The sequence below is a fragment of the Streptomyces sp. NPDC002577 genome, assembly GCF_053594815.1.
Genome location: NZ_JBSFWK010000007.1, coordinates 230,347 through 256,949 on the forward strand (window position 1 = coordinate 230,347; position 26,603 = coordinate 256,949).

Here is a 26,603-nt window from a genome sequence, read left to right on the forward strand (position 1 = left end):
TCCGGACCGGATGGCCCCTCGCCTCGTCCCGGGCGCCGCCACACGCTGAAGGTGCCAGCTCGTACACCCCGACCGGGAGGCAGGCCATGAACACCACGAGCATGCTGCGCGCGCTGCCCACCGAGCACCGGCAACGGCTCATGCGACTAGCCCGGGAGGTGTCCTTCCCACAGGGAACGCGCCTCTTCAGCGAGGGGACCCGCGCGGACCGGTTCTGGATCATCCGCACCGGCTCGATCGAGCTCGACACGCACGTGCCCGGTCAGCGCTACGCCATCATCGAATCCCTCGGCCACAACGAACTCGTCGGTGTGTCCTGGCTGTTCGCGCCGCACGTGTGGCATCTGGGCGCCACGGCGGCCACACCGGTGCGAGCCTACGAATTCGGCGCCACGGCCGTCCGCGCCATGTTCCAGGACGACCCGGCTCTCGGCCAGGCCGTCACCCAGTGGGTCGGCGAGGTGCTCGCCCACCGCCTGCGCTCCACCAGGACCCGGTTGCTGGACCTCTACGCCCCCTACGGCGCCGGAAGCGCCGTGTGAGCGGGCGGGCAGCGTTCAAGGCCTCTGCCGGTCCTGCACCTGGGTGGCGATGACAGCGGCTTGGATACGGCGCTCCACACCGAGCTTGGCCAGCAGGCGGGAGATGTGGTTCTTCACCGTCTTCTCGGCCAGGTAGAGGCGCTCGCCGATCTGACGGTTGGTCAGTCCTTCACCGATCAGAGCCAGGATCTCCCGCTCCCGGTCGGTCAGGCCGTGCAGTCCGTCCGGCTGCTGCTCCTCCTGCCGGCCACCGCGAAGCCGGGCCATCAGCTTGGTGGTGGCACTGGCATCGAGCAGGGACTGGCCGCCGGCCACGGTCCGCACAGCGGACACCAGGTCCGAGCCCTGGATCTGCTTCAGGACGTACCCGGAGGCGCCAGCCATGATCGAGTCGAGCAGGGCTTCCTCGTCGTCGAAGGAGGTCAGCATGAGGCAGGCCAGCTCGGGCATGCGCGATCGGAGCTCGCGGCACACGGTCACACCGTCGCCGTCGGGCAGACGGACATCGAGCACCGCCACGTGCGGACGCAGCGCGGGGACGCGAACCAACGCCTGCTCCACCGTGCCGGCTTCGCCGATCACATCGATGTCCGGCTCGTCGTCCAACAGGTCGCGTACGCCGCGCCGTACCACCTCGTGGTCGTCCAGCAGGAAGACCCGGATCGGGCCGCCGGCGCCGGGCTGCTCGCTGTCCGCCATCAAAATGCTCCCTGGTTCCGCGTTCCGCACCGATGTCCGCCCGTGGAGGGAATCGGCCCTACGTGCCGAGATCTTTCTCGTATCCGGGCCGAAGGGCCAGGGCCGGTCGGCCCTGATTTTCCCCGCAGCGTCCCGCGACCAAGAGCTGCCGCTGCCGCCGGGTTACGAGGACTACCTCGGCTGGCGGAACACCTACGAAGCAGGTCGGCCGGACAGGGACAAGGGCCGAACGGCCCTGGCGTGAAGAGCTCCGGTGCCGTTCCAATGACTTGATCGAGCCTGTCCGTGGCTCCCAACCGGGTGCGCCACGGACAGGCGGCCGCCCACGTCTCGAAAGGACGACGCACACGCCGCACCGGCACACCGGCCGCCACCACGGCGACAGGCCGCGTAACAGCCCCGCCGCGTTGGCCGAAAACACAGAACATCGAGTAACGAAACCGCACGGAAGCCCGCCATGACCATCAACACTCCCCAGAGCCTCCCTTCCGGGCCGCGCCGGAGCATCGAGCTGGACAGCGACGAAGCCCTGCGGCTGCTGGGCAGCGTGTCCTTCGGAAGGATTGTCTTCACCCGCCACGCGCTGCCGACCATCCGCCCGGTCAACCACGTCCTGGAGAACGGCGACATCGTCATCCGCACCCACGAGGGCGCGGCCCTGACCGCGCACGCCGGACAGACCGACGGCCAGGGCGTCGTGGTGGCGTACGAGGCCGACGCCATCGACCCGGACACGCACCTTGGCTGGAGCGTGGTGGTCACCGGCTACGCCCACCTGGTGACCGACTCGGAAGAACTTGCCCGCTATCAGGAACTGCTCAATCCCTGGGTGAACCAGACCATGGACTACGCGGTACGTATCCGGCCCGACCTGATCACCGGCGTCCGGCTCACCGCCGACAACGGCCGTGTCAGACCTGCGTGAGGAGGCGCTCCAGCGGCCCGGGGACGCGCTCGAGGTCCAGGTGTGCGACCAGCGCCTGCGCGTAGAGCGCCTTGCGGCCGCTGTGCGTGCCCATGAAGCGCCGCAGCTGGTGCTCCACGGGCCGCTCCCGCTGTGCCGGCTGGCTCTGGAAGGTGCGGAAGGGGCGCATCTCGCCCTGGGCCTCGATCACCTGCTGCACGGCCTCCGCCCCGAGAGCGCGGATCAGCTCGTCCTCCAGGTCGGCGACGCACACGTGGAACCCGAGTGTCTCCAGTCTGGCGTGCGTGAGGCCGGACCCGAGCCCGACCCGCTCCAGATGACGCCGGAAGTGCCGCTCCTCGCCGATGTCGCAGAGACCGGCCAGCGGGAGGCCGAGCCCGGGAGGACCGCACACGTCCAGGAAGCGCCCGATGTTCGTCGCACCTCCCAGCGGTACCACCGCGACGCCCTCCGCACCGAGGTCGCGGCCGTAGCGCGTGGCCAGCGCTTCGAGCGCGACCTGATCGCTGCTGCCCTCGACGAGCAGGATGGTCCGCACACCGCCGCCGGCCAGCTCCCGCGCCACCGCGGCGGCCGCACCCGCCCCCGCTCCGCCGACCGCCCACGCGACCAGCGCCAGGCGGAATCGCCCCAACTCGTCCACGAGACCTCACTTCCCGACGCCATCCTGGCACGGCCGAGATCCCGTACGCATGCACGTTTTCCGGGGCACAGCCTGGCCAAGCCCCACCAAGAACACCGCGTGTGCAACGTGAGATCCCGTAGCACGAGGCGGCGCTCGCCGACTACCGCTGTCTGCTGTGGTGATCGCTCGTTGGGCTGTTCATGAGGCGGGGCACGTGGAGTGGGATCTGTCAGCGTGCGCCAGGTGTTTTCCAGGACTCATGCTGATCGATTGCCGTAGCCTCAACGGCAGCCGTGTCCCACATCAGCGGCGTGTCGTCGAAGACCACGGCGAGCTTGAACCTCGTCCCGGCCTCGAGCGTTCTCGGAAGCGTCACGCTGCCCTTCTGGGCCTGGTCGAAGGTGACCGGGCCGAGATCCGTGGCCTTTCCGTCCGCTGCGAACACGTACACATGGCCCGTCGTGTTCGCGTGCAACGCCGTGCCCGCAGGATCCGACGCCGCAGCGTCCAGCGACACGGTTGCCTGCGCGCCCACACGGTTCGCCGCGATCAATTTCACCGACCGCCTGTCCTTCGCCAGATCCGCGGAGGTCGGCGCCTGCTGGACGAGCTGCCACTCCTGCGAGCCGTCCTGCACGGCGTTCTGCAAGGTGAGGGCCGCCCCACGAAACGCACCGGTCAGGTACACGTTCGTGTTCTTGGCCGCCTGGAACTTGTAGTATCCGTCGTCGGTCTTGATGACGTTCCAGCTGCCCGTGGCGCTGTTGTCGACCCACTGGCCGATCTTCTGGCCGACCGTCGCGTTCCCCGTCCAGATGGCTGCCGCGCGGCCGCCCGACTTGTTGAGAAGCGTCACGCCGCCCTGCGGCTCGGTCACCACGTGCCAGTACTGGGTGTCCTTGTTCGCTGCTGAGCCGGTGTCCTCCGATACGACGTCAGGGACGTCTCCGTTGCCGATGTTCGCGTCGTTGGTCTTGCTCCCGGTGCCGATCACCTGGCCGGTCTTGCGATTCACCAGCTGGTAGTAGGCGCCGTCCGTATGGCCGAGATCGACCTCGGCGTACGCGAGCGTCGAGGTGCCCTGGTTCCGCAGTATCGCGATGCGGCCGGTGCCCTCGACGTACTGCAGGTTGCGGCTGTAGCCGGACCCCAGGGGCGTCTGGTATTCCTTCCACACGCCGTCGCTGCGTCCGCTCTCGTTGACCCAGACGTCGCCACTGCCGCTGGCGTTGTAGACGAGGCGCCCGTCGGGAAGCCTGATGACGACCGGGCTGCCGTTCACCGCGAGAGGACGGGAACCGGCGCCGACCGGCAATGAGGTGACGGGAATGCCCGAGGCGGCGCTGTAGAACTTCAACGGGTCATCGGCGATCGCGTAGCGGGTGTTGGTTCCGCCGCCCCAGTACTCGTAGGTGAGGAGCCACTTGCCGTCCGTCGTCGGAACGACGTTCGTCATGCCCGGCCGGCCGCCTCCGATCTCCGTCTTGCCGTCTGCCACGGTCTGGGTCAGTCCCGCGACGTCGACGACGGGGCCGCTCCACTTGGCGCTGCGGCCGTTCCAGGTCTTGTGGACGAGGATCTGGCCGTGCGAATCCGTGGCGGTGTCGTTCGCAGGGTCCACGGTCGGTTCACCGGTGACCGGATCGAAGCCGACGTAGTCGTTCTCGTCCGAGTAGTAGCAGACGAGTTGGCCCTTGTAGACCATCAGATACGGTTCCCAGAGGGGATCCACCTGCTGGTACGTGTTCGCGTCGGCAATGTTCCGGCCGATCGCACCGGCGCTGCCGCCCTGCCAGCCACCCGTCGCGATGACGTTGACGACGTTCCAGGTCGCACCTTCGTCGGTGCTGGAGTACAGGGCGATCGCCATGTCGCTGCGGTCTCCGTCGTTGGACGGCGTCCAGTTCGGGTCGGCGGCCTTGTGCTCCCGGTAGTAGTGGTCGTCGCCCGACACGACGCTCGCGAGGAGCAGGGTGCCCGCTTTCAGGGTCCCTACGTCCTGCGGGAGTACGTAGAGATACGGGTTCGTCCAGTTGCTCGTGTACTTCGCGTAGCGGGGATCGCGGGAGAGGTACGCCGGAGCCTTGACCTCCGACAGCGGCTGCCACGTCGTTCCGTAGTCGTCGCTCTTGTAGAGCGGGAGTGTCTCTCCGTCGGCGCTTCCCGTCTCCGGCACGACGGTGGCCTTCTCGAACGACGCGACCAGACGTCCGCTCGGCAGCTGCGCCGACTTCGGGTAGATCGCGCAGTTGCCCCGCCCTTTGAGGCACGGCTCGTTTCCGAGCTGGTACAGGATGCCGCCTGCCGGGTTGTATGCCTGCGCGCTTGTCATGGGCAGCGCCAGCATCGCCGATGTCGCGACAAGGCTTCCCAGCGCCTTCCCTACTGTTCTTCTCTGCATAGCCCCTCCTCTTTTGGGGACCGACTTGATGAAGTTCGGGGTCTTCGGCTCTCGTGGGCTGTGCCGACTGCTTTCGTCCTAGGCCGTCGGCCCGTCCGTGCTCAGGAACACCCGTACGTCCCAGGGGCCGAGCTCCCACTCGGTACCTGCCTGGACGCGACCGCCGTCCAGGACGTCGGACAGCTCCGCCGGAGCGACGACGCGGACCGGCTCCCAACTCCAGTTGTGGATCACATGGATGCGCCCGCCCTCGGGCGTACTCCCGGTCGTCGCGGTCACCGTCTCCGGCAGCTCCTGCCAGCCGCTGACCGCGGCGGGCGCGAGCCACTTGGCCAGCGCCCGGGCGAGGGAGCGGCCGGGCACGGTGCCGACGTACGTGATGCGGCCCTCGCCGTGGCTGCGGGTGGTGACCGCCGGCCAGCGGCCGAAGTGCGGGTGGTCGTACGTGGTGAGCACCTCGGCGTCGACGACGGTGAGGCCGTCGGCCCAGCGGGTCGCCGTCGCGTCGTCGGTGAGTTCGAGCGGGCCGTTCGGCGTGGCGCGGACCGGAACGTCGTTCGGCAGGTTGCTGAACTCGTCGTAGCGGATCCCCGCGGCCTCGGACAGGCGTCCGGGGGCCGGTTCGAGCCGGGCCCGGGCCTCGTGGTCTGCGTACGCGGTGCGCGGACCGAGGACGAGGTGGCCGCCGGCGTGGGCGTAGGCGGCGAGCCAGTCGAGCGTCGCGTCGTCGACGACGTACAGCGCCGGGGCCACCAGGACCGGATGGCGCCGCACGGCCTCCTCCGGTGTCATCCCCTCCTGCTCGCCGCTCGGGTCGTGCAGCTGCCGGGCGTGCACGATCCGCACCTGACGGCCGGCGTCGAAGGCGCCCCGGTAGAACGGGTCGAAGATCCGGTGGTAGGAGGCAGGGTCCGGGCTGCCGTCGGCGGTCGCGAGCGGCGGATACTTCTGCATCAGCCACTTGCTCGGCGTCGAGTACACCATCGCGATGTCGGCGTCCGGTTCCAGTCCGGCGACCAGAGGGCCCGCTGCTTCGAACTCCGCGCCGAGCCGGGCCAGTTCGGCGTATGTGCGGCCGGGCTGTCCGCTGTGCGGCAGGACTCCGCCCCAGTAGGTCTCGGCTCCGAAGCGGAGGGTCTGCCATTGCCAGTACTCGATCATCCGGGCGCCGCGCGCCACGTGCGCCCAGGCGGCCTGCCGCCACTGGCCGTCGTAGCCGGGGCGGTTGTCCCACGGGAAGCCGATGGATGCGGCGTTGGTCTCGGTGACCAGGAAGGGCTCCTGGCGCGAGGAGAACATCCAGTCCGCGGTCTGGTACATCGACCAGACGCCGGTGGTCTTCCAGATCTGCTCGTGCTCGTCGGGGGTGGGGTCCGGCAGGAGCAGGCCGTCCTGCATGTCGTAGTACGGGTTGCCGGAGGCGATGTCGAGCCGGGCGGACAGTTCGTCGTCCGCCACCCCTTTGCGGGTGTAGGAGATGCACGTGGTGACGAACTGATCGGGCCGCGCGTACTCGCGGACGATGTCGGCCTGCCAGCCGATGAACTCGGTGACCTGCCGGGCCTGGAACTCCCGCCAAGCCACGTCGTACTGTGGCTGGGCGTTGCCGTCCGGCGTCCACAGGTCGGCCCACGTCGACAGCCGGTGCGACCAGTAGACAAGCCCCCATTCTCGGTTGAGGGTCTCGACGTCCCCGTACTTCTCCCGCAGGTGGTCCACGAAGCGCTGGAAGACGCCTTGGTTGTGGAAGAGGTGCAGGCCCGGTTCGTTGTCGACCTGCCATCCGATGACCGCCGGGTGGTCGGCGTACCGGGCGGCGATCTTCCGGATCACGCGCTCGGCGTGGAAACGGAAGGCGGGGTGCGTGAAGTCGGCTTCCTGGCGGGCCCCCCAGCCGAGGCGCTGTCCGGTGGCGTGCTCGCCGGTGATCTCCGGGTACTGACGGGCCAGCCATGGCGGTACGGCGTACGTCGGCGTGCCGACGATGACGGAGATGCCGCGCTCGTGGGCGCCGTCGAGCACCGGCTGCAACCAGTCGAGATCGAACGTCCCGTTCTCCGGCTCCCAGGTCGACCAGACCGACTCGCCGACCCGGATCACGGTGAACTTGGCATCGGCCATCAGGTCGAGGTCGGTCTTGAGCCGTTCCTCCGGGCTCAGCCCGGGGTCGTAGGCGGGCGTGTACTCGTGGTAGTACGCAGCGCCGAAAAGGACATGGGCGGGCAGAACCGCCATGAGGGAAACCTCCAGAAGAGAGAGTGGGTACGACGAGCAGCACGCGTTCGACTACTGCTTGACGCTTCCGTTGGCCAGGCCGCTCTGCCAGTAGCGCTGCAGCAGGAGGAAGGCCACGACGAGCGGGACGATCGAGATGAGCGAGCCGGTCACGACGAGTGCGAGCATGTCGCTGCTGGCGCCGGCCCCGCCGTTCTGTGCCTGGGCGGCCCAGGAGGAAAGCCCGACCGTGATCGGGTACAGCTTCGGGTCGTTGAGCATGATCAGCGGCAGGAAATAGTTGTTCCAGGTCGCGACCAGGGTGAAGAGCAGGACGGTCACAAGGCCCGGGGCGAGCAGCCGCAAGCCGATCCGGAAGAAGATCCGCGCCTCTCCGGCTCCGTCGATGCGAGCGGCTTCCAAGAGGCTGTCCGGGATGGCGTCCTGCGCGTAGATACGCATGAGGTAGAGGCCGAAGGGGTTGACGAGGGACGGCAGGATGACCGCCCAGGGGGTGTTGACCAGGCCCGCCTTCGCGAACAGCAGGTAGGTCGGGATCGCCAGGGCGGTGGCCGGGACCATGACGGCGCCGAGCACGAGGCTGAAGGCGAACCGGTCGCCGCGGAAGCGGAACTTGGCGAAGCCGTACCCGCCGGCGGCGGCGAGCAGCGCGGCGCCGAGAGCACTGGCGACGGCGTACATGACCGTGTTGAGCAGCCAGTGCACGAAGACCCCGTCGTCCTGGGTGAAGGTCTCCTTGATGTTCGTCAGCAGTTGCGGGGTGTGCGAGAACCACAGGCCGAAGCTGTTGAACAGGTCCTGGGTGCTCTTCGTCGACGCGATCGCCAGCCAGCACAGCGGGAGGAGGAAGTAGGCCAGGGCGGCCAGCATGGCGATCGTCAGCGGGGTGCTGCGGCGCCGGGACGAAGGCCGCCGCCGGCCACGGACCGCGGGCGCCCGGTTCCTGGTCCTGCTGGTGCTCGCGGTGGTCGGGGGCGCTGTCGGCGAGACTGTCGTGCTCACGGGGTCCTCCTGCGGTTCGCGGTGAGCAGCACGGCGTAGGAGGCGACCACGATGACGAGGCCGAGGAGGAAGGACACCGTGGCCGCGTAGTTGACCTGCTGGCCGGTGAAGGCGAGGGAGTAGGCGTAGAGGTTGGCGGTGTAGGAGCTGGTGATGACGTCCGGGGCGATCTTCATCAGCAGGTTCGGTTCGTTGAACAGCTGGAAACTGCCGATCACGGAGAACAGCAGGGTGAGCACGAGGGCGGGCCTGAGCGCGGGGAGCTTGATGGACCAGGCGATCCGCCAGGCGCCTGCTCCGTCCATCGCGGCGGCCTCGTACAGCTCTTGGGGAATGGTGCGCAGTGCGGCGTACAGGATGATCATGTTGTAGCCGACGAACTCCCAGGTGACGATGTTCGCGAGGCTGCCGAGCATCCAGCCGTCGCTGAGGAAGTGCGGGGCCGGCAGATCCAGCTTCCGGCTCGCTTGCGCGAACGGGCCGAAGTCCGGCCCGTAGAGGTAGCCCCACATGAGCGCGGCGACCACGCTCGGGACGGCGTACGGGACGAAGATGCCCAGCCGGATCACCCGTGCCAGCCGCAGCAGGCCACTGTCGAGGGCGAGGGCGAACAGCAGCGCCAGCAGCAGCATCAGCGGGACCTGGATCACGAAGAACAGCGCGACGCGACCGACGCCGTGGCTGAGTTGCGGGTCCTGAAGTGCTGTGACGTAGTTGTCCAGCCCCACGAACACCGTCCCGCCGACCAGGCGTTCCTGGAACAGGCTGAGGTAGGCCGCGTAACCGAGAGGGGCGAGGAAGAGCAGGAGGAAGAGGGTCAGGAACGGTGCGACGAACAGGGGACCTGCCGCACCGGCACCGGAAGCCCGGTGGACTGTGCCTGCCTTGGGTTCCTTGTGGGAGACGGCGGTCGTGGCGCTCATCGTCAGCCTCCCTTGACCGTGAAGCCCTGGTTCTTGGCGTAGGTGGTGAGCCGCGTCTGCCAGGTGCCGAGGGCGGCCACGGTGTCCTTCTTGTCGGCGAGGGACTTGCCGACGGTCTCGGTCCAGTCCGTCGCCGCCTGGTCCAGGAACGGCGGCCACTGGAAGGAGGAGTTGACCGTCGTGCCGATGTCGGCGAAGACCTGGTTGACCTTCTGGCCGCCGTAGAACGAGGGGGCCTCACCGGTGAAACTCGGGTCCGCCAGCAGTGCCTTCGTCGCCGGGAAGAAGAACTGCTTGGTGGCGAACATCCTCGCGCTCGCCGGGTCGCTGTTGAGGAACTGCGCGAACATGGCCGCCGCTATCGGATTCTTGGTCGACTTGATGACCGCGGTGGTGGAGCCGCCCCAGTTGCCGGAGCTCGGCTTGGCGGCGTCCCACTGCGGCAGCGGTGCCGCCCTCCATCGGCCGGCGGTGGACTTGGCCGAGCCGGACAGGAAGACCGGCCCCCAGGCGGCGGTGAGCCAGGTGGCGTACTTGCCCTTGTTGAGCCCGGCGTACCAGGAGTCGGTGAAGTCCGGCTCGACGCCGATGACCCCTTCCTTCGCGAGCCCGCCCCAGTACTCCCCCAGCTTCTTGGAGACCGCGTCGTCGACGCTGATGGTGATCTCGCTCTTGCCGGACGTCACGTACGGCTTGGCGCCCGCCTGCCACAGCAGGCCGTGCCAGGCGGCGACCTGGTTGGCGGCGAGGTTGGTGAGGTAGACGTCGGGGTCGGCCTTGTGGAGTTTGCGAGCCGCGGCGGCGAACTCGTCCCAGGTCCCCGGGACCTGGATGCCGTGCTTGTCGAAGATGTCCTTCCGATACAGCATGCCCATGGGGCCGGTGTCCTGCGGAATCGCCCAGATCTCACCGTTGCTGCCGCTGACCTGTCCCCACGTCCAGTCGACGAACTTGTCCTTCAGTGCCGCGGCGCCGTACGGCCGGAGGTCCAGCAGACTGTTGGTGATCGTGAACGTCGGGATGGCCTGGTACTCGACCTGCACCATGTCCGGAGCACCGCTGCCGGCCTTGAGCGCGGTGCGCAGCTTCGTGTACTGCGGGGTGCCTTGGCCGGCGTTGACGACCTTGACCTTGATCGCCGGGTACTTCTGCTCGAAGAGCGCGACCTCCTGCGCGATGTTCGGGACCCACGTCCAGAACGTCAGCTCGGTCGGCGTCTTCATCGCCTTGTCGATGTCAGCCTGGCTGACCGATTTGGAGGAGGAGGAGGAGCCGCTGGAACCGCCGCTGCCGCCACATGCGGACAGGGCGACGCCGAGCGACACGGCTCCGGTCGCGGCGAGGAAGGACCGGCGGCTTACCGGGGAAGGGCTGGCTGAGAATCTGGACATGGTGAACTCCCGCCGATGGGCGAAGGCACCGCACGTTCCATGACGGCGCGCGGAACACGAGGAAGAGGGGAGAGAGAAGAGGAAGAAGCGTGGACGTGACGACTGCCTCGGTGAGGCCGGATCCATGCGGTCACGTACCAACCGGCTGTCACCGGCATGCGCCAGGCATGCTGCAGTGAGAGAGGCCCGCGGTCGCAGAAGCGTGGGGCGGAGCAGAATTCTGTGCGGCTACCTGTAGCGATTCGGCCCGGACACAAAGGGTGTGTCGGAGCTGATCCGAGAGGGACGGGTTCTGGTGGGCGGCTCTCCGTACGGGATCGGGGACGGGGGTCGCAGACCGCGTTATGCGACCGGCGAGTACGTATGCCCGTGGCCCGGGGTCGTCCGGGGCGGCGGGGCGGTGGTGGAAGATCGGACGACGAGATCGACCGGTGGGTCGCTCGGCGGCAGAGGATCCGCGCTCGGGTTCTCGATGGCGTGCACCAGACGTTTGAGTCCTCCCTGCGCCACGGCGTCGAACGGCTGACGCACCGTGGTCAGAGGCGGAGTGACGTAGGCGGCTACCGGAATGTCGTCGAAACCGACGACGCTGACGTCGTCGGGCACGCGCCGGCCGGCTTCCGTCAGTGCTCGGATCAGCCCAATGGCCATGTCGTCGTTCGCGGCGAACACGGCGGTCACGTCACTGCGGGAGGCCAGCTCGCGACCCGCCGAGCAGCCGGACGCGGCCGACCAGTCGCCCTCGACGACGGGCGGCTCGGTCCTGCCATGCGCCGCCAGCGCCGCACGCCATCCGTTGAGACGGTCGCGGGCTGAGAACCAACGCTGCGGCCCGGCGAGATGATGAACAGTCGGGTGACCCAGGTCCAGCAGATGCTCGGTGGCCACGCGCGCCAGCAGTTCGGCGTCGACGCCGGCGGTCACCACCTGCGGGCCGGCGAACGCCGCAGGCGCGCCGAGCACCAGGAGCGGCACGTCGGCGCTGAGCGAGACGGTTCCCTCGTCGATCGGCTCGGAGACGACGATGCCGTCCACGCCCTGCTCGAGCAGGGAGTCCACGGCTCCGGCCACACCCGCGGGATCGCCTTCCATGGTGTTGACGACACGGAGCGCGTAGCCCATGTCCCGGACAGCTCGCTCGACACCCATGAGCAGCGAGGCAGGACCGTACAAGGCAGTCCCCAGCGTCACGACACCGATCGAGCGGGTCCGTCCGGAGGCCAGCGCCCTTGCCGCGCTGTTGAGCCGATAGCCGAGTTGTTCCGCGGCTTCGAGAACTCGTCGGCGCACCTCGGCGGACACGTACGGCTCGTCGTTGAAGACCCTCGACACCGTCTTCTGCGAGACCCCGGCCAGACGGGCGACATCCACACTGCGCGGCGCGGCGGGGTGCCCGCCCCGCCCTTCCTGTCGCGTCATCGCGTCTCCCGGTGGCCATGAGCCCGAATCCAGCGCATTCGCGTGTATGTCTGCGCTGTCATGTCTACGCAGTCATGACAGCGCAGACATGCGCGGGCGTCAAGGGTTCGCGCAACATCTCCGTGAGGCGTGCCCGGAAGTTCAGCAGCAATTCGGCGATGCGCGAGCCGAGGGCGACAGAGCGCAGATCCTCGATCTCATCGCGGAGGCGTCAGCGAGCGGATGCTGTCACCAGCATTCCGGCAGGAGCCAGCCGCGCCAGCCGGAGCAGTCGACCAGATCCACCGGCATCTCGACGGGCTCCGCCTGCTCCCGCCGCTTCTCCGTCCAGAACGCGCGGATCTCCTCGGGGGAGGACTCCTCACGGGACACGGACGCGGCGTCGCCCGTGTCTGCGAGCGCGGCAGCGGCAGCACCTACCGCCCCGGTGGAACCCAGCACGGCGAGAGCCACCAGCACCATGCGGCGTCGGCCGGACCCGGCACCCGCGCGTCGCCTACGTCGTCCGCCGCCCATCTCCTGCCTTCCTCCCCCGCCCTCACGCCCTCACGGCCGCTCGGCTGCCTGCGACGGCTTCGCTCTTCCGGTCCCGCCCAGCCCACCGAGCCGTACGGGCGGTGCCGAAACCGTACAAGGTTGCTACGTAAGGGAGTTGAGAGCATGGGTAGAATGCCGCCGACGAATAGATCACCCGGTCTGAGCTCGACGAGCCGGCCGGCCGTGGCCGCATGGTCGGCCCCTGCGCCGCCGCAGCACCTGACGGCCGCGCATCGCCCCAGCACCTGGCGACTGCGGCTCGACACAGTCCACCTGGCGAAGGAGTCGAGACCGTGCCGCCCCGTGTCTGAGGCTCCTCGTGCGTCGGCCTTCAGGACGTGGCCGCGGCCGGGAGGTCCTGCTGCTCCGTCTGGCGCTGCGGTGCCGTCCGTACGCTGAGCACCATCGTGAGGCCGCCGCCGGGCGTGTCCTCGGCGCTCAGGTTGCCTCCCATGGCCTCCGTGAACCCGCGTGCCACCGCGAGGCCGAGCCCGACTCCCGCGCCGCGCGGGGAGTCGCCGTGGCGCTGGAAAGGCTCGAAGATGCGCTCCTTGGCGTCGTCCGGGACGCCGGGCCCGCGGTCCACCACCCGCACCTCGACCCGGTCGCCGAGGGCGCTCGCCGACACCAGGACCTTCTCGTCCGCCGGGCTGTACTTGACCGCGTTCTCGACGAGGTTGGCGACGGCCCGCTCCAGCAGTCCCCTGTCCACGTGGACCATGGGCAGTGTCTCCGGGATGTCCAGTTCCACGCTGTCCTCCGGCACCCCGCCGAGGGCCATCGGGACCACCTCGTCGAGGTCGGTCTCGCGGATGATCGGGGTGACGGTTCCGGTCTGCAGGCGGGACATGTCCAGCAGGTTGCCCACGAGGTGGTCGAGGCGGTCCGCCCCCTCCTCGATGGCCTCCAGGAGCTCCGCCTGGTCGTTCTCGGACCACTCGACGTCGTCTGAACGGAGCGAGGAGACGGCCGCCTTGATACCCGCCAGGGGGGTACGCAGGTCGTGGCTGACGGCGGCGAGCAACGCGGTGCGGATGCGGTTGCCGTCGGCCAGCTCCTTGGCCTGGTCGGCCTCGCGTTGCAGGCGCTGGCGGTCCAGGACGACAGCGGCCTGCACGGCGAACGCGGCCAGCACCCGGCGGTCGGCGGCGGGCAGCACCCGCCCGGACAGTGCCAGCGCCATGTGGTCGCCCACGGATACGTCGACGTCCGCGTTCTCGGGGGTCTTTGCGGGCTGAGGTCCCACGCTGCCCGCGCAGCTCCAAGGTTGCAGTTCGCCCGCCCGCTCCAGCAGCGCCACCGACTCCATTCCGAAGGTCTCCCGGACCCGCTCCAGCAGGGCCTCCAGACTCGTCTCGCCGCGCAGCACGTTCCCGGCGAGGAAGGAGAGTATTTCGGACTCGGCACGCAACCGCGCCGCCTGGTGGGTACGGCGTGCGGCGAGATCGACGACGGATGCGACCGACACGGCGACGCCGACAAAGATCGCGATGGCGACGATGTTCTTGGGGTCGGCGATCGTGAGGGTGTGGACGGGCGGAGTGAAGTACCAGTTGAGCAGCAGAGAGCCCACGACCGCCGAGGCCAGCGCCGAAAAGAGCCCGCCGAGGAGGGCCGCCGCCACGGTCAGCGTGAGGAACAGCAGCATGTCGTTGGCGAGGCCGACATCCGGGGCGGCGCTGGTCAGGAGGAGGGTGAGCAGTACGGGCCCGAGCACGCCGACGAGCCACCCCCAGATGAGCCGGGCCCGTCCGAGCCGCGCACCCTGGGCCACGGGCAGCCCTCGTCCCTTGCCCGCCTCGTCGTGGGTGATGAGGTGGACGTCGAGGTCGGGGCCGGACTCACGGGCGACCGTCGCGCCGACGCCGGGCCCGAAAACGTACTGCCACCCCTTGCGGCGGGAGACGCCCAACACGATCTGAGTGGCGTTGACGCCGCGCGCGAAGTCCAGCAGCGCGGCCGGGATGTCGTCGCCGACGACGTGGTGGAAGGTGCCGCCGAGGTCCTCGACGAGGGTGCGCTGGACGGCCAGTTCCTTCGGGGATGCCGAAGTCAGCCCGTCGCTGCGGGAGATGTAGACGGCCAGCACCTCGCCGCCGGCGCCCTTCTCCGCCAGCCGGGCCGCGCGGCGGATCAGCGTCCGCCCCTCGGGGCCCCCGGTGAGTCCGACGACGATCCGCTCGCGCGAACCCCAGATCGTCGACACCCGGTGCTCGCTGCGGTACTCGGTCAGGTACTCGTCGACCCGGTCGGCCACCCACAGCAGGGCCAGCTCCCGCAGCGCCGTCAGGTTTCCCGGCCGGAAGTAGTTGGACAGCGCGGCATCCACCTTGTCGGACTTGTAGATGTTGCCGTGCGCCATACGGCGGCGCAGCGCCTCCGGGGACATGTCGACCAGCTCGATCTGGTCCGCACGCCGCACGACCTCGTCGGGGACCGTCTCGCGCTGGCGGACCCCGGTGATCGACTCGACGACGTCGCCCAGGGACTCCAGATGCTGGATGTTGACCGTCGAGACGACGTCGATCCCGGCGGCCAGCAACTCCTCCACGTCCTGCCACCGCTTGGCGTTGCGGGAGCCCGGGACGTTCGTGTGCGCCAGCTCGTCCACCAGCGCCACCTGGGGGCGGCGGGCGAGCACCGCGTCGACGTCCATCTCGGTGAACACCGTGTCGCGGTAGTCGAGTTCCTGGCGCGGGATCTGCTCCAGGCCGTGCAGCATCACCTCCGTGCGCGGCCGGTTGTGGTGTTCCACGAACGCCACCACGCAGTCGGTGCCCCGCTCGATCCGGCGGTGCGCCTCGGACAGCATGGCGTAGGTCTTGCCGACGCCGGGTGCCGCGCCGAGGTAGATCCGGAGCTTTCCGCGTGCCATGTCATCCCTCGAAGCGGTAGCCCATACCGGGCTCGGTGATCAGATAGCGGGGGTGGGAGGGGTCCGCCTCCAGCTTCCGGCGGAGTTGGGCCATGTAGACGCGCAGGTAGTTGGTCTTGTTGCTCTGGGAGACGCCCCAGACCTCCTGGAGGAGGTGCTTCTGCGTGACGAGTCGGCCGGGGTTGGTGACCAGGATCTCCAGCAGGTGCCACTCCGTCGGGGTCAGCCGCACGTCCCGCCCGTCCCGTACGAGCTTCTTGGCGAGCAGGTCGATGGTGAACTCATCGGTCTTCACCAGGGTGATGTCGGGGGCGAGCGGTGCGTCCTCGATACGGCGGACGGAGGCCCGCAGCCGGGCCATCAGCTCGTCCATGCTGAACGGCTTGGTGATGTAGTCGTCGGCGCCCGCGTCGAGCGCGGCGACCTTCTCATCGGACGCCTGACGGGCCGACAGCACCAGGATCGGCACACGGGTCCAGCCGCGCAGGGCCTTGATGACGTCGACCCCGTCCATGTCGGGCAGTCCGAGATCGAGCATCACCACATCGGGCTGACGCGCGGCCGCCAGGCGGAGTGCCGTGGCGCCGTCGGGTGCCGCGTCCACTCCGTACCGGCGTGCCTGCATGTTGATCACGAGGGCACGTACGAGCTGCGGGTCGTCCTCCACCACCAGCACCCGGGTCATGTCTGTGCGCCTTTCCTGTCGTACGCGCCGGCTGCGGCGCAACCGGCTTCGTGGCGGCAGGAGCCGGCGGTGTCGGAAGGTGTCTCCGGCCGCCGGCTCCCGCTCCTCGGGTCGCGTAACGCCATCAGCCCTCGGCCACGAGGTCCTTGAGCGCGATGTTGAGTTCGAGGACGTTCACGCGGGGCTCGCCGATGAAGCCGAGGGAGCGGCCCTCGGTGTGCTCGTCGACCAGCTTCTGCACCTGGGCGGCGGACAGGCCGTTCTTCTCGGCGACCCGATGGACCTGGATCTCCGCGTACGCCGGGGAGATGTTCGGGTCCAGGCCGGAGCCGGAGGAGGTGACCGCGTCGGCGGGGACCTCGGATGCCTTGACCGTGTAGCCGGGCACCGAGTTGTCCTTGACGGCCGCGGCCTGGGCGTCCTCGACCTGCTTGACGAGGTCCTTGTTGTCGGCGGAGAGGTTGGTGGCGCCGGACAGGATCAGCTTGTACCGGGTGTTGACGCTGTTGCTGCCGAGGCCGCCCGCCGGGCGGCCCTGGAACCACTTCAGGTCGGGCGCCGGGGTCTCCTCGCCCTTCTTGAGCGGCAGGTTGTACGACTGCCCGATCAGGGACGAGCCGACGACCTTGCCGTCCGCCTTGATCTCGGAGCCGTTCGCCTTGTCGTTGAACAGCCCCTGGGCGATGCCGGTGACGACCAGCGGGTAGATGACGCCCGTCACCAGGGTCAGCACGAGGAGGGCGCGCAGGCCCGCCCAGAGCAGCCGGGCGGTGTTCGTAACCGAGTTGTTCATAGCCGATCAGCACGCCTTTGAATAGTTACAGCCCGGGGATGAGGGAGATGAGCAGGTCAATGATCTTGATGCCGATGAACGGGGCGATGAGCCCGCCCAGGCCGTAGATCCCGAGGTTGCGGCGGAGCATCTTGTCCGCACTGACCGGCCGGTACTGCACGCCCTTCAAGGAGAGCGGCACCAGCGCGATGATGATCAGCGCGTTGAAGACGACCGCGGACAGGATGGCGGAGTCCGGCGAGGACAGGCCCATGATGTTCAGCTTGTCGAGGCCCGGGTAGACCGCCGCGAAGAGCGCCGGGATGATCGCGAAGTATTTCGCGACGTCGTTGGCGATGGAGAACGTCGTCAACGCGCCCCGGGTGATGAGGAGTTGCTTGCCGATCTCGACGATCTCGATGAGCTTGGTCGGGTTGGAGTCGAGGTCGACCATGTTGCCGGCCTCCTTGGCGGCCGACGTACCGGTGTTCATCGCCACGCCCACGTCAGCCTGGGCCAGCGCCGGGGCGTCGTTCGTACCGTCGCCGGTCATCGCGACGAGCTTGCCCCCGGCCTGCTCGCGCTTGATGAGGGCCATCTTGTCCTCGGGCGTGGCCTCCGCGAGGAAGTCGTCGACACCGGCCTCCTCGGCGATCGCCTTGGCAGTGAGGGGGTTGTCGCCCGTGATCATGACGGTCTTGATACCCATACGGCGCAGCTCGTCGAACCGCTCGCGCATGCCGTCCTTGACGACGTCCTTGAGGTGGATGACACCCAGCACGCGGGCACCCTGGCCGTCCTCGAGCGCGACCAGCAGCGGGGTGCCGCCCGCCTCGGAGATGCGGCCCGCGATCCCGTCCGCGTCGCCGGCGACCTCGCCACCTCGCTCCTGCACCCAGGCGATGACGGAACCGGCCGCGCCCTTTCGGATCTTCCTGCCGTCGACGTCCACACCCGACATGCGGGTCTGCGCGGTGAAGGCGATCCACTCGGCGCCGGCCAGCTCGCCCTGGTGGCGCTCGCGCAGTCCGTACTTCTCCTTCGCCAGTACGACGATGGAGCGGCCCTCGGGCGTCTCATCGGCCAGGGAAGACAGCTGGGCGGCGTCCGCGACCTCGGCCTCCGTGGTTCCGCTGACCGGCACGAACTCGGCGGCCTGCCGGTTGCCGAGCGTGATGGTGCCTGTCTTGTCGAGCAGGAGGGTGGAGACATCGCCTGCGGCCTCGACCGCCCTGCCGGACATGGCGAGTACGTTGCGCTGCACCAGGCGGTCCATGCCCGCGATGCCGATCGCGGACAGCAGCGCGCCGATCGTGGTCGGGATGAGGCAGACCAGCAGGGCCACCAGCACGACCATGGTCAGGTGCGTGCCCGCGTAGTCTGCGAGCGGCGGCAGCGTGGCGCAGGCCAGCAGGAAGACGATCGTGAGGGACGCGAGGAGGATGTTGAGCGCGATCTCGTTGGGTGTCTTCTGCCGGGCCGCTCCCTCGACGAGGCTGATCATCCGGTCGATGAAGGTCTCGCCCGGCTTCGTCGTGATCTTGATGACGATGCGGTCGGACAGCACCTTCGTACCACCGGTGACGGCCGACCGGTCGCCGCCGGACTCCCGGATGACGGGCGCCGACTCGCCGGTGATCGCCGACTCGTCGACGCTCGCGACGCCCTCGATGACGTCGCCGTCGCCGGGGATGATGTCGCCGGCCTCGCAGACCACCAGGTCACCGATGCGCAGCTCGGTGCCGGGGACACGCTCCTCGCTGTCGCCGACGAGCCGCCGGGCCACCGTGTCGGTCTTGGCCTTGCGCAGGGTGTCGGCCTGCGCCTTGCCGCGGCCCTCGGCGACGGCCTCAGCGAGGTTGGCGAAGACGACCGTCAGCCACAGCCAGGCGCTGATCGCCCAGCCGAACCAGTCGCCCGGGTCCTTGAAGGAGAAGACCGTGGTGAGCACCGAGCCGATCCACACCACGAACATCACCGGCGACTTGACCTGCACCCGCGGGTCGAGCTTGCGGAAGGCGTCCGGCAGGGACTTGACCAGTTGCTTTGGGTCGAAGAGGCCCGCGCCGACACGGCTCTCGGGGGTCTTGTGTCCGGTGGGTACGTCGCTGTGCGGCGCCCGGGTCGGAGTGGCTGTGGACATCGAGTCCTCGTGGTTTTCTGTACGGGTGGTCATCACGCCAGCCCCTCGGCCAGCGGACCCAGAGCAAGGGCCGGGAAGTACGTCAGACCGGTGATGATCAGGATCGCGCCCACCAGCAGGCCGGTGAACAGCGGCGTCTCGGTGCGCAGGGTGCCCGCCGTGACGGGGACCGGCTTCTGCTCGGCGAGCGAGCCGGCCAGCGCCAGGACGAACACCATCGGCAGGAAGCGGCCGAGCAGCATGGCGAGCCCGGTCATCGTGTTGAACCAGTCGGTGTTCGCGTTCAGGCCCGCGAAGGCCGAGCCGTTGTTGTTCGAGGCGGACGTGAAGGCGTAGAGCACCTCGGAGAATCCGTGCGCACCGGAGTTCAGCATCGAGTGGGGCGGCGTCGGCAGGGCCATCGAGAGCGCGGTGAACACCAGCACCACTGCGGGCGTGATCAGGATGTAGACGGCCGCGAGCTTGATCTCGCGGGAGCCGATCTTCTTGCCCAGGTACTCGGGCGTACGGCCGACCATGAGACCGGCGATGAACACCGCGATGACCGCCATGATCAGCATGCCGTAGAGGCCGGAACCGGTGCCACCGGGCGCGATCTCGCCCAGCATCATGCCGAGCATGGTGATGCCGCCGCCGAGGCCGGTGAAGGAGGAGTGGAAGGAGTCCACCGCGCCGGTGGAGGTGAGCGTGGTCGAGACCGCGAAGATCGACGACGCTCCGACGCCGAAGCGGACCTCCTTGCCCTCCATCGCCCCGCCGGCCGCCTGGAGGGCCGGGCCGTGGTGGGCGAACTCGGTCCACATCATCAGGGCGACGAAGCCGACCCAGATGGTGGCCATCGTCGCGAGGATCGCGTAGCCCTGCCTGACCGAGCCGACCATGATGCCGAAGGTGCGGGTCAGAGCGAACGGGATGACCAGGAGCAGGAAGATCTCGAAGAGGTTGGTGAACGGGGTGGGGTTCTCGAACGGGTGGGCGCTGTTGGCGTTGAAGTAACCGCCGCCGTTGGTGCCCAGTTCCTTGATGGCCTCCTGCGAGGCGACCGCACCGCCGTTCCACTGCTGCGAGCCGCCGAAGAACTGGCCGACCTCGTGGATGCCGGAGAAATTCTGGATGGCGCCGCAGGCGACCAGGACGACGGCGGCGATCGCCGCGCCCGGCACCAGGATGCGGATCGTGCCGCGCACCAGGTCGGACCAGAAGTTGCCGAGTTCACCGGTGCGGGAGCGCGCGAAGCCCCGCACAAGAGCCACGGCGACGGCGATACCGACGGCCGCGGAGACGAAGTTCTGCACGGCCAGACCGGCGGTCTGTACGACGTGGCCCATGGCCTGCTCGCCGTAGTACGACTGCCAGTTGGTGTTCGTCACGAAGGACGCGGCGGTGTTGAAGGCCTGCGCGGGCTCGATCGAGGAGAAGCCGAGCGATCCGGGCAGGACGCCCTGCAGTCGCTGCAGCAGGTAGAGGAAGAGGACACTGACCGCCGAGAAGGCCAGTACACCGCGCAGGTACGCCGGCCAGCGCATCTCGGTGTCCGGGTTGGCGCCGATTCCCTTGTAGATCCACTTCTCCACGCGCCAGTGCCTGTCGGAGGAGTAGACCTTGGCCATGTAGGTGCCAAGGGGGACGTAGGCGAGCGCCAGCGCCGCTATGAGGGCCAGCAGCTGAAGCACGCCGGCGAGTACGGGACCCATGTCAGTTCTCAGAACCTCTCCGGGAAGATCAAGGCGAGGACGAGATAGCCCAGCAGGGCGACGGCCACGACCAGGCCGACGACGTTCTCGACGGTCACAGCTTCGCCACCCCCTTGGCGACGAAAGCCACGAGCGCGAACACCGCGATCGTGATGACGACGAAGGCCACGTCGGCCATCGCAAGCTCCTGGATGAGATTCGGAAAGCATCCGCAATCGGATCTGACGGTTAGAGGAAACCCCGTGCACTGCCGGATTCGACTGTCGTTGACGGGTCCCATACGACGGCCCGCACGCCTTTGACGGAACTCTTACGGGCCCTGCTGCGACCAGCGACAGGACGCGGCCCTCGGGGTGGCAGTGCGACCCACCGGGTGGCGGACCGCTCGTCAGGATCTGCGTCGCCGGTTCCGCCGCGGCCACCTCACGAACGTATGCGGCAATGGGACGGCCGAGCGTGCGGCGCCCGCAGGACAGCCGGACCAGCGGCACTCCGGTGTCCCACTCGGCCCAGGCGTGCTCCGGGGCGTGCAGCGCGGCCCGGTCCTCAGGGTCCGGATGGCAGACGGTGACCGCGCGGACCTCGTCACCGCTCTTCTACCGGAGCCAGACCGGCTGCCAGTGGAGCCGGCCGCCGCACCGGTCGCGATGGGAGAAACAGGACTTACAGGGCCCCGAGTTCCTTGGCCAGCTCCTTCGCGGAGTCCTCGGTGAAGCTGCCGCTGATCTGCACCGCGCCCCCGGTGATGGACCCGGTGACGGCGGGGGCGCTGAGGAGCCGGTCGCCGAAGACGATGGCGATTTGGTTCTTTGGGGACTGGCGTTGTGCCGCCCGCCCAGTGAGGGCCGCGAACCGTTTGGCGCACTCCGACCGAGTCCGCCGACCTGGTCTACCGCCAGCTGCGCCGCGACCTCATCGCCGTCGAGACGGGCGAACTGCAGCGCCTCTACGACGTGCGCGCCATCAGCGACACCACGCGCCGCCGGCTCCAGCGCTCCTTGGACCTGGAGGAGGCCCGGCTGGCGGACGCCTAACGGAACTCGGCCAGCCTGGTCCGCAGTCCGAGCACGGCGAGCGCGACGGCCGTCGCCAGCAACCCGCCCGCCCACGGGAGCAAGCCGCTCACCGCGGAGCGGCCGGCGTGGACGGAGGCCGCGAAGTGCGCACGGTTGATGCCGGTCACCTTGTCCAGCGCGGTCATCCACGCCCCGAAGTGCGCGTTGGACGTACCCGGCTCCCAGCCCATGCAGAACTCGACCGCGTCACGTTCCTTGCCGGCTGCGACCAGCGCGCGGATCTTCCGATCGTCACGCTGGTAGACGGCGTACGCCTGCACGGTCCTCTCGGCCGCGGCACGCTCGCCGGGGAAGGTGACGTTGTCGAGCTCGCGCCGGAACTCGCCGGTGAAGCGCAGGTCGTGCTGATCGGAGCGGTACGCCCGCCACGTGGCGGCGAGTTCGGAGTCGTACGTCGACAGCGTCGCGCCCTTCAGACCGTACAACTGCTGCGACTTGGCGAGGAACGAGGCGGCGTACTGGTCGCGCCGCCCGGGGTCGAGGAGGTAGCGGCTCTCGTCGGCGTTGGCGTCGTAGGCGATGGACCGGGCCCGGGAGAGGGCGACGACGGAGTCGAAGGCGTCGCGCCGGGCGCCGCGCAGGTGCTCGGACGACACGGACAGCGCCTCGCCGCCGAGGATCACGGCGAGCAGGGTGCAGACGGTGGCGGCCAGCACGCCGGGGTTGAGGATGCGCCGGAAGCGACGGGCCAGGTACCACTGCAGGACACCGAGCAGGGCGAGCAGCAGTACGCCGAGTGCGACGACGGCGATGAGCTGGGCGGAGAGGGTGGATCGGGCGGAGGTGTACTCCGAGTCGAAGGCGGTGTCGTTGGAGGACACCAGTTCCCGTGCTGCGGGAAGGAGTTGCTGCCGCAGCAGGTCCGTGGCGCGGCGATAGTCGACGAGCGCCGCAGCCTTGCCGCCGCGATGCCTGTCGTTCTCCAGGGCCCGGCCGATCAGCTCCTGGTACTCGGCGAAGCTGTCGGTGAGTAACTCCACGGTCTTCTCGTCGGCCCGGTTGCCCTGCGCCGCGACCGCGAGCGTGCGCAGGTCGTGCCCGATCTCGCGCCGGGCATGGTCGTAGAAGCCGACGGCCTTCTCATACGGTGTCTTCAGGCGCCCCTCTCCGGCGTTTCCACTGGAGAGCAGGATGTTGGCGGCCTGCGCGTCCATGTCGTTCAGGGCGAGGTCGAGGTCGGCAGCACTGGTGGTGCGGGGCGCGTCGCGGTCGGCCACGTTGCTCCAGGTGCCCGAGGCCGTGATTCCCGCGAGGAGCAGCAGCGTCGCCAGTGCGGCGGCTAGGAGGACTGTGGCCGCGCGCAGGAGACGCAGCCGCGCGGGCACAGTGGCCCAGTAGCGGCGGCGCAGGGTGCCCTGCGCGGCCACGGTCTGTTGCCGGAGGCGGTGCCGGGAACCGCCCGGCAGCGGCCCGCCTTGTGGCCGCGGGCCGGGGCTGCTCCCAGGCGGGACGAGGCCCGGGCTGCCCCCGGGCGGGACAACTCCCGAGCTGCCTCCGGGCGGGACGACGCCCTCTTGCCGTGGCTGCGCGGCAGCCTCCGTCCGAGGTCTTCCGGCCGTGATGGCCACAGTCCCTCCCACATCACGCCACGGACGGTCGCCCGCCCCCGTTGTCGTTGAGTCTGCGACCGGATCCGGCCATGCGAGGTCGGCATTGACACTCTTCTGACGGCCGGGTGGGTGTGTTTGACGGGTCCTTGACGGCGCTCGCGCCAGAGCCGTTGGGCGACCCGTAAATTCCTTGCTGAGCAGGGCCGTTCGACCGTCGATCGCGGACGAATTCCTGTCGTCCGCCACTCCCGCCGCCCCGCCGACCCGACGTCCACGTCGGCTGACGTCGGCCAGAAGGCGTCAGGATCCCGTCAAGATTCTCCGGTAAGGCGTCAGAGGACCGTCAGCGCCGCTCGCCGGGGTGCGCACAGCCGCCTAGCGTCGGCGTCATGCGACCGAGCGGACCACTGAGCGCGGCCGGCGACCGCCACTGGCGCGGCAGCGCCCGGCTCGCGGCCGGCTGCGCCCTCGTCTTCTGCGCACTGACCTTCCTGGTCGACTGGGACGCCGGCAGCCTGACCACATCCCGCGCCGCGCTCTGGCTCGCCCTGTCCGCAGCCGTGTTCACCGTCCTGCTCCCGCAGCACGTCACTGTGGGCCACAGCCGGCTGACGGTGCGCGGTCCGCTGCACCGACGGGCCGTACGGACGGACGCCCTCGTGTCCGTACGGCAGTACGACGGCGCCACCGCCCACCTCGTCCTACGGGACGCCTACGGCCACCGCCTCGAACTCGATCCCCGTGTCCTGACCGACAACCCCCTGCTGTGGCACGCACTCGACACAGGCGTCCGACGCTCCCGGCAGCAGGGCACACTGCTGCAGGGAGAAGACGTACTCCGACGACTTGGTGAGCAGATCGACGGCGAGACGGTGCGGGCGGTCCTCCGCGCTTCCGGGCTGTCGTAGCCCGAATACGACGACATCATCATCGCGCAGACGCCGAGACCTCCGAGACCTGCGAGACCTGCGAGATCAGCGAGATCAGCGAGGTGACTAAGCTGCTCGTCAAGACCTGACAGCACCGGCGGGGAGGCCGGCGCCACCACCATCCTCCCCCTGCTCAACCATCGAGGCGCTCATGCAAGGCCACCCCAACCCGGACGACGACTCCCTGGGCTCGGCCCAGCACGCCCACTGGCAGTCGACGTACGCCGAGCACCCTCGGATGTACGGCATGGAGCCCTCGGAACCGGGGCGTCATGCCGCCGGCGTCTTCCGTGCCGCCGGCGCCCGCACCGTCCTGGAACTCGGCGCGGGACACGGCCGCGACGCGCTGTTCTTCGCGCACGAGGGATTCACCGTGCAGGCCGCCGACTTCAGCCCTACCGGCCTCGAACAGCTCCTGGCTGCCGCCCGGGAGTCCGGCGTGACCGACCGGGTCACGACGACGGTGCACGACGTACGCGATCCGCTGCCGCTGCCCGACGCCTCCGTCGACGCCGTCTTCGCTCACATGCTGCTGTGCATGGCGCTGTCCACAGAGGAGATCCGGGCCGTCATGAAGGAGATCCGGCGGGTCCTGCGACCCGGCGGCCTCCTCGTCTACACCGTCCGCCACACCGGCGACGCCCACTACGGAACCGGCACCCCGCACGGCGACAGCATCTACGAACACGGCGGCTTCGCCGTCCACTTCTTCGACGACGATCTCGTGGACAGTCTCGCCGAGGGCTGGGACCTGCACGAGGTCCACGCCTTCGAGGAGGGCGAACTGCCGCGCCGTCTCTGGCGCGTCACGCAGGCCAAGAAGTGACAGGCCGAGGGCCTGGGCCAGTCAGTTCGAGGGGCGCAGGCCGTCCACCGTCACCGTGACGAGCCTGCGGACCGCGGCCTCGGATCGCAGGCCGCCGGCCGCCGCGAGGGCGTGCAGGCAGTACGCCGCCAGTTCGTCCGGTACGACATCGTCACGGACCTCGCCCGCCTCCGCGCCCTCGGCCAGCAGATCCCTCAGGAAGCCATGGAGATGCCGCTCGGCGTGGCCGACGTGCTCGGGGCGGTGGAGCAGTGCGCCGAGTTCCGGACCGTGCCCTTGGCGCCGCCGCTGGATGAGGGCGTACGCCTCGAGGACCGCCGTCAACCGCTCCCCCGCGCCGCCGGGCCGGTCCCGGATCGCGGCAAGTTCCTGCAGGTGGGCGGTGATCTGCTGCTCGTGCCAGGCCACCATGATCGACTCGACGTCCGGGAAGTACTTGTAGAGCGTGGCACGGCCGATGCCGGTCTCCTCAGCGATCCGCGACATCGTCACGCCCCGCAGCCCTTGCTCGAACACCAGCGCTGCCGTGGTCTCCAGCACCGCGTCGCGCACGGCGCGACGGTGCTCGTCGATCGTCTCGTTCCACAACTTCGGCACATACGCAGTATACGGAGTGACCTCGACGAAAACACCATGACTTGACCGAGACACAGTGTCTCGATAAAGCTGGGAATGTCACCTGAGTCCTGGCCTGCGCCAGGATCCCGCCACCCGACCGTGCCGAGAGGGGCCCCATGCCCGCCTCACCGCACCACCCCGGCATCACGACTCCCCGAACACCTGACGACCTGTACGCCACCCCGCCGCCGTGGGACATCGGCCGCCCCCAGCCCGCGTTCCTCACCCTCGCCGAAGCCGGTGCGGTACGGGGCCGCGTACTGGACGCCGGCTGCGGCACCGGCGAGCACGCACTCATGGCCGCCGACCTCGGCCTCGACGTCATCGGTATCGACCTCGCCTCCCGGGCACTGCGCGCCGCCGAGGGCAAGGCGCGCGCCCGAGGAGTCACAGCCCGGTTCCTGCGCCACGACGCCCGCCGACTGGCCGGACTCGACGAGCACTTCGACACCGTGCTCGACTGCGGGCTCTTCCACGTCTTCGGCGGCGCGGACCGCGCCGCGTACGTCGACGGCCTGCGCTCCGTGCTGCGGCCGGGCGGGCGCTTCTTCATGCTCTGCATCAGCGACCGGGAGGAAGGCGCCTGGGGGCCGGTGCACAAGGTGACACGGGACGAGATCGAGACGGCGTTCGCCGACGGCTGGCGGATCGACTCCGTCGAGCCGGCCACGATCGGCCTCACCGTCGACCCGGGCGGCCTCCGGGCCTGGCTCGCCGCCCTCACCAGGACCTGACC

Annotated in this window: 22 protein-coding genes and 3 pseudogenes; 5 read left to right on the top strand and 20 right to left on the bottom strand. The window is 69.2% G+C overall.

The features are described 5' to 3' along the window. Positions 1–86: 86 nt before the first annotated feature. On the top strand, positions 87–542 hold the full coding sequence (locus ACWD4J_RS13350; RefSeq protein WP_451395451.1) for a Crp/Fnr family transcriptional regulator: 456 nt from the start codon (positions 87–89) through the stop codon (positions 540–542). Positions 543–557: 15 nt separating this feature from the next. On the opposite strand, the gene ACWD4J_RS13355 is transcribed toward ACWD4J_RS13350, so the two are convergent. Next, positions 558–1,241, bottom strand: a complete 684-nt coding sequence (locus tag ACWD4J_RS13355) for a response regulator (protein ID WP_451395452.1) — start codon at positions 1,239–1,241, stop codon at positions 558–560. A 457-nt stretch (positions 1,242–1,698) separates the two neighbouring features. Here ACWD4J_RS13355 and ACWD4J_RS13360 point away from each other — a divergent pair, with 457 nt between their 5' ends. Then, on the top strand, positions 1,699–2,166 hold the full coding sequence (locus ACWD4J_RS13360; RefSeq protein ID WP_451395453.1) for a pyridoxamine 5'-phosphate oxidase family protein: 468 nt from the start codon (positions 1,699–1,701) through the stop codon (positions 2,164–2,166). Here ACWD4J_RS13360 and ACWD4J_RS13365 read toward each other — a convergent pair. The 18 genes and pseudogenes from ACWD4J_RS13365 to ACWD4J_RS13450 all read right to left on the bottom strand — a co-directional run bounded on the left by ACWD4J_RS13365 (position 2,153) and on the right by ACWD4J_RS13450 (position 23,311). Further along, positions 2,153–2,809 carry a TOPRIM nucleotidyl transferase/hydrolase domain-containing protein gene (locus ACWD4J_RS13365; RefSeq protein WP_451395454.1) on the bottom strand — a complete coding sequence of 219 codons (657 nt, stop codon included), beginning with the start codon at positions 2,807–2,809 and terminating at the stop codon, positions 2,153–2,155. The genes ACWD4J_RS13360 and ACWD4J_RS13365 overlap by 14 nt on opposite strands. A 583-nt stretch (positions 2,810–3,392) precedes the next feature. Beyond that, positions 3,393–5,192, bottom strand: a pseudogene (locus tag ACWD4J_RS13370) (RICIN domain-containing protein); the annotation flags it as partial. 78 nt (positions 5,193–5,270) lie between these two features. Continuing rightward, a complete protein-coding gene (locus ACWD4J_RS13375; protein ID WP_451395455.1) occupies positions 5,271–7,427 on the bottom strand; it encodes a beta-galactosidase in 2,157 nt (718 codons plus the stop codon). Positions 7,428–7,478: 51 nt separating this feature from the next. Further along, the gene (locus tag ACWD4J_RS13380; RefSeq protein ID WP_451395456.1) at positions 7,479–8,429 is read right to left on the bottom strand and encodes a carbohydrate ABC transporter permease; all 951 of its coding nucleotides are present in this window, start codon (positions 8,427–8,429) and stop codon (positions 7,479–7,481) included. Next, positions 8,426–9,352, bottom strand: coding sequence for a carbohydrate ABC transporter permease (locus ACWD4J_RS13385; protein WP_451395457.1), 927 nt, complete (start codon positions 9,350–9,352; stop codon positions 8,426–8,428). The genes ACWD4J_RS13380 and ACWD4J_RS13385 overlap by 4 nt, the downstream gene beginning before the upstream one ends. Before the next feature lie 2 nt (positions 9,353–9,354). After that, complete coding sequence (locus ACWD4J_RS13390; RefSeq protein ID WP_451395458.1) at positions 9,355–10,743, bottom strand: ABC transporter substrate-binding protein; 1,389 nt, start codon at positions 10,741–10,743, stop codon at positions 9,355–9,357. A gap of 342 nt (positions 10,744–11,085) precedes the next feature. Next, positions 11,086–12,162, bottom strand: coding sequence for a LacI family DNA-binding transcriptional regulator (locus ACWD4J_RS13395; protein ID WP_451395459.1), 1,077 nt, complete (start codon positions 12,160–12,162; stop codon positions 11,086–11,088). Positions 12,163–12,390: 228 nt separating this feature from the next. Next, positions 12,391–12,678: a hypothetical protein gene (locus ACWD4J_RS13400; protein WP_451395460.1), complete on the bottom strand. Its 288-nt coding sequence runs from the start codon at positions 12,676–12,678 to the stop codon at positions 12,391–12,393. Positions 12,679–13,030: 352 nt separating this feature from the next. Continuing rightward, a complete protein-coding gene (locus ACWD4J_RS13405; protein WP_451395461.1) occupies positions 13,031–15,574 on the bottom strand; it encodes an ATP-binding protein in 2,544 nt (847 codons plus the stop codon). Position 15,575: 1 nt separating this feature from the next. Further along, the gene (locus ACWD4J_RS13410; RefSeq protein ID WP_451395462.1) at positions 15,576–16,259 is read right to left on the bottom strand and encodes a response regulator; all 684 of its coding nucleotides are present in this window, start codon (positions 16,257–16,259) and stop codon (positions 15,576–15,578) included. Between the two features lie 124 nt (positions 16,260–16,383). Then, entirely contained in the window at positions 16,384–17,052 is a 669-nt protein-coding gene (locus ACWD4J_RS13415; RefSeq protein WP_451395463.1) for a potassium-transporting ATPase subunit C, read from the bottom strand. Between the two features lie 25 nt (positions 17,053–17,077). Next, positions 17,078–19,207 (bottom strand): potassium-transporting ATPase subunit KdpB, encoded by a 2,130-nt coding sequence (kdpB, locus tag ACWD4J_RS13420; RefSeq protein ID WP_451395464.1) that lies wholly within the window; start codon positions 19,205–19,207, stop codon positions 17,078–17,080. Next, positions 19,207–20,868, bottom strand: a complete 1,662-nt coding sequence (gene kdpA / locus ACWD4J_RS13425) for a potassium-transporting ATPase subunit KdpA (protein WP_451395465.1) — start codon at positions 20,866–20,868, stop codon at positions 19,207–19,209. Before kdpA ends, kdpB begins: the two co-directional genes overlap by 1 nt. A gap of 8 nt (positions 20,869–20,876) precedes the next feature. After that, positions 20,877–20,966, bottom strand: a complete 90-nt coding sequence (kdpF, locus tag ACWD4J_RS13430) for a K(+)-transporting ATPase subunit F (RefSeq protein WP_037770757.1) — start codon at positions 20,964–20,966, stop codon at positions 20,877–20,879. Next, a complete protein-coding gene (locus ACWD4J_RS13435; protein ID WP_451395466.1) occupies positions 20,963–21,148 on the bottom strand; it encodes a hypothetical protein in 186 nt (61 codons plus the stop codon). The genes kdpF and ACWD4J_RS13435 overlap by 4 nt, the downstream gene beginning before the upstream one ends. 112 nt (positions 21,149–21,260) lie before the next feature. Then, positions 21,261–21,458: pseudogene (locus ACWD4J_RS13440) on the bottom strand (amino acid permease); the annotation flags it as partial. Between the two features lie 73 nt (positions 21,459–21,531). Beyond that, positions 21,532–21,678, bottom strand: a pseudogene (locus ACWD4J_RS13445) (SecDF P1 head subdomain-containing protein); the annotation flags it as partial. Between the two features lie 220 nt (positions 21,679–21,898). Further along, positions 21,899–23,311, bottom strand: a complete 1,413-nt coding sequence (locus tag ACWD4J_RS13450; RefSeq protein WP_451395467.1) for a hypothetical protein — start codon at positions 23,309–23,311, stop codon at positions 21,899–21,901. A gap of 572 nt (positions 23,312–23,883) precedes the next feature. On the opposite strand from ACWD4J_RS13450, the gene ACWD4J_RS13455 reads away from it, so the two are divergent. Next, a complete protein-coding gene (locus tag ACWD4J_RS13455) occupies positions 23,884–24,402 on the top strand; it encodes a hypothetical protein (RefSeq protein WP_451395468.1) in 519 nt (172 codons plus the stop codon). Positions 24,403–24,574: 172 nt separating this feature from the next. Then, the gene (locus tag ACWD4J_RS13460; RefSeq protein ID WP_451395469.1) at positions 24,575–25,249 is read left to right on the top strand and encodes a class I SAM-dependent methyltransferase; all 675 of its coding nucleotides are present in this window, start codon (positions 24,575–24,577) and stop codon (positions 25,247–25,249) included. 21 nt (positions 25,250–25,270) lie between these two features. On the opposite strand, the gene ACWD4J_RS13465 is transcribed toward ACWD4J_RS13460, so the two are convergent. Further along, positions 25,271–25,846: a TetR/AcrR family transcriptional regulator gene (locus ACWD4J_RS13465; RefSeq protein WP_451395470.1), complete on the bottom strand. Its 576-nt coding sequence runs from the start codon at positions 25,844–25,846 to the stop codon at positions 25,271–25,273. A 137-nt stretch (positions 25,847–25,983) separates the two neighbouring features. On the opposite strand from ACWD4J_RS13465, the gene ACWD4J_RS13470 reads away from it, so the two are divergent. After that, complete coding sequence (locus ACWD4J_RS13470) at positions 25,984–26,601, top strand: class I SAM-dependent methyltransferase (protein ID WP_451395471.1); 618 nt, start codon at positions 25,984–25,986, stop codon at positions 26,599–26,601. The last annotated feature ends 2 nt before the right edge of the window (positions 26,602–26,603 follow it).

Bases quoted from the DNA above. Each gene is read 5' to 3' on its own strand.
- ACWD4J_RS13350 (WP_451395451.1), top strand. From the start codon at position 87: ATGAACACCACGAGCATGCTGCGCGCGCTGCCCACCGAGCACCGGCAA.
- ACWD4J_RS13355 (WP_451395452.1), bottom strand. From the start codon at position 1,241: ATGGCGGACAGCGAGCAGCCCGGCGCCGGCGGCCCGATCCGGGTCTTC.
- ACWD4J_RS13360 (WP_451395453.1), top strand. From the start codon at position 1,699: ATGACCATCAACACTCCCCAGAGCCTCCCTTCCGGGCCGCGCCGGAGC.
- ACWD4J_RS13375 (WP_451395455.1), bottom strand. From the start codon at position 7,427: ATGGCGGTTCTGCCCGCCCATGTCCTTTTCGGCGCTGCGTACTACCAC.
- ACWD4J_RS13385 (WP_451395457.1), bottom strand. From the start codon at position 9,352: ATGAGCGCCACGACCGCCGTCTCCCACAAGGAACCCAAGGCAGGCACA.
- ACWD4J_RS13390 (WP_451395458.1), bottom strand. From the start codon at position 10,743: ATGTCCAGATTCTCAGCCAGCCCTTCCCCGGTAAGCCGCCGGTCCTTC.
- ACWD4J_RS13395 (WP_451395459.1), bottom strand. From the start codon at position 12,162: ATGACGCGACAGGAAGGGCGGGGCGGGCACCCCGCCGCGCCGCGCAGT.
- ACWD4J_RS13400 (WP_451395460.1), bottom strand. From the start codon at position 12,678: ATGGGCGGCGGACGACGTAGGCGACGCGCGGGTGCCGGGTCCGGCCGA.
- ACWD4J_RS13405 (WP_451395461.1), bottom strand. From the start codon at position 15,574: ATGGCACGCGGAAAGCTCCGGATCTACCTCGGCGCGGCACCCGGCGTC.
- ACWD4J_RS13410 (WP_451395462.1), bottom strand. From the start codon at position 16,259: ATGACCCGGGTGCTGGTGGTGGAGGACGACCCGCAGCTCGTACGTGCC.
- ACWD4J_RS13415 (WP_451395463.1), bottom strand. From the start codon at position 17,052: ATGAACAACTCGGTTACGAACACCGCCCGGCTGCTCTGGGCGGGCCTG.
- kdpB (WP_451395464.1), bottom strand. From the start codon at position 19,207: ATGACCACCCGTACAGAAAACCACGAGGACTCGATGTCCACAGCCACT.
- kdpA (WP_451395465.1), bottom strand. From the start codon at position 20,868: ATGGGTCCCGTACTCGCCGGCGTGCTTCAGCTGCTGGCCCTCATAGCG.
- ACWD4J_RS13435 (WP_451395466.1), bottom strand. From the start codon at position 21,148: ATGGGACCCGTCAACGACAGTCGAATCCGGCAGTGCACGGGGTTTCCT.
- ACWD4J_RS13455 (WP_451395468.1), top strand. From the start codon at position 23,884: ATGCGACCGAGCGGACCACTGAGCGCGGCCGGCGACCGCCACTGGCGC.
- ACWD4J_RS13460 (WP_451395469.1), top strand. From the start codon at position 24,575: ATGCAAGGCCACCCCAACCCGGACGACGACTCCCTGGGCTCGGCCCAG.
- ACWD4J_RS13470 (WP_451395471.1), top strand. From the start codon at position 25,984: ATGCCCGCCTCACCGCACCACCCCGGCATCACGACTCCCCGAACACCT.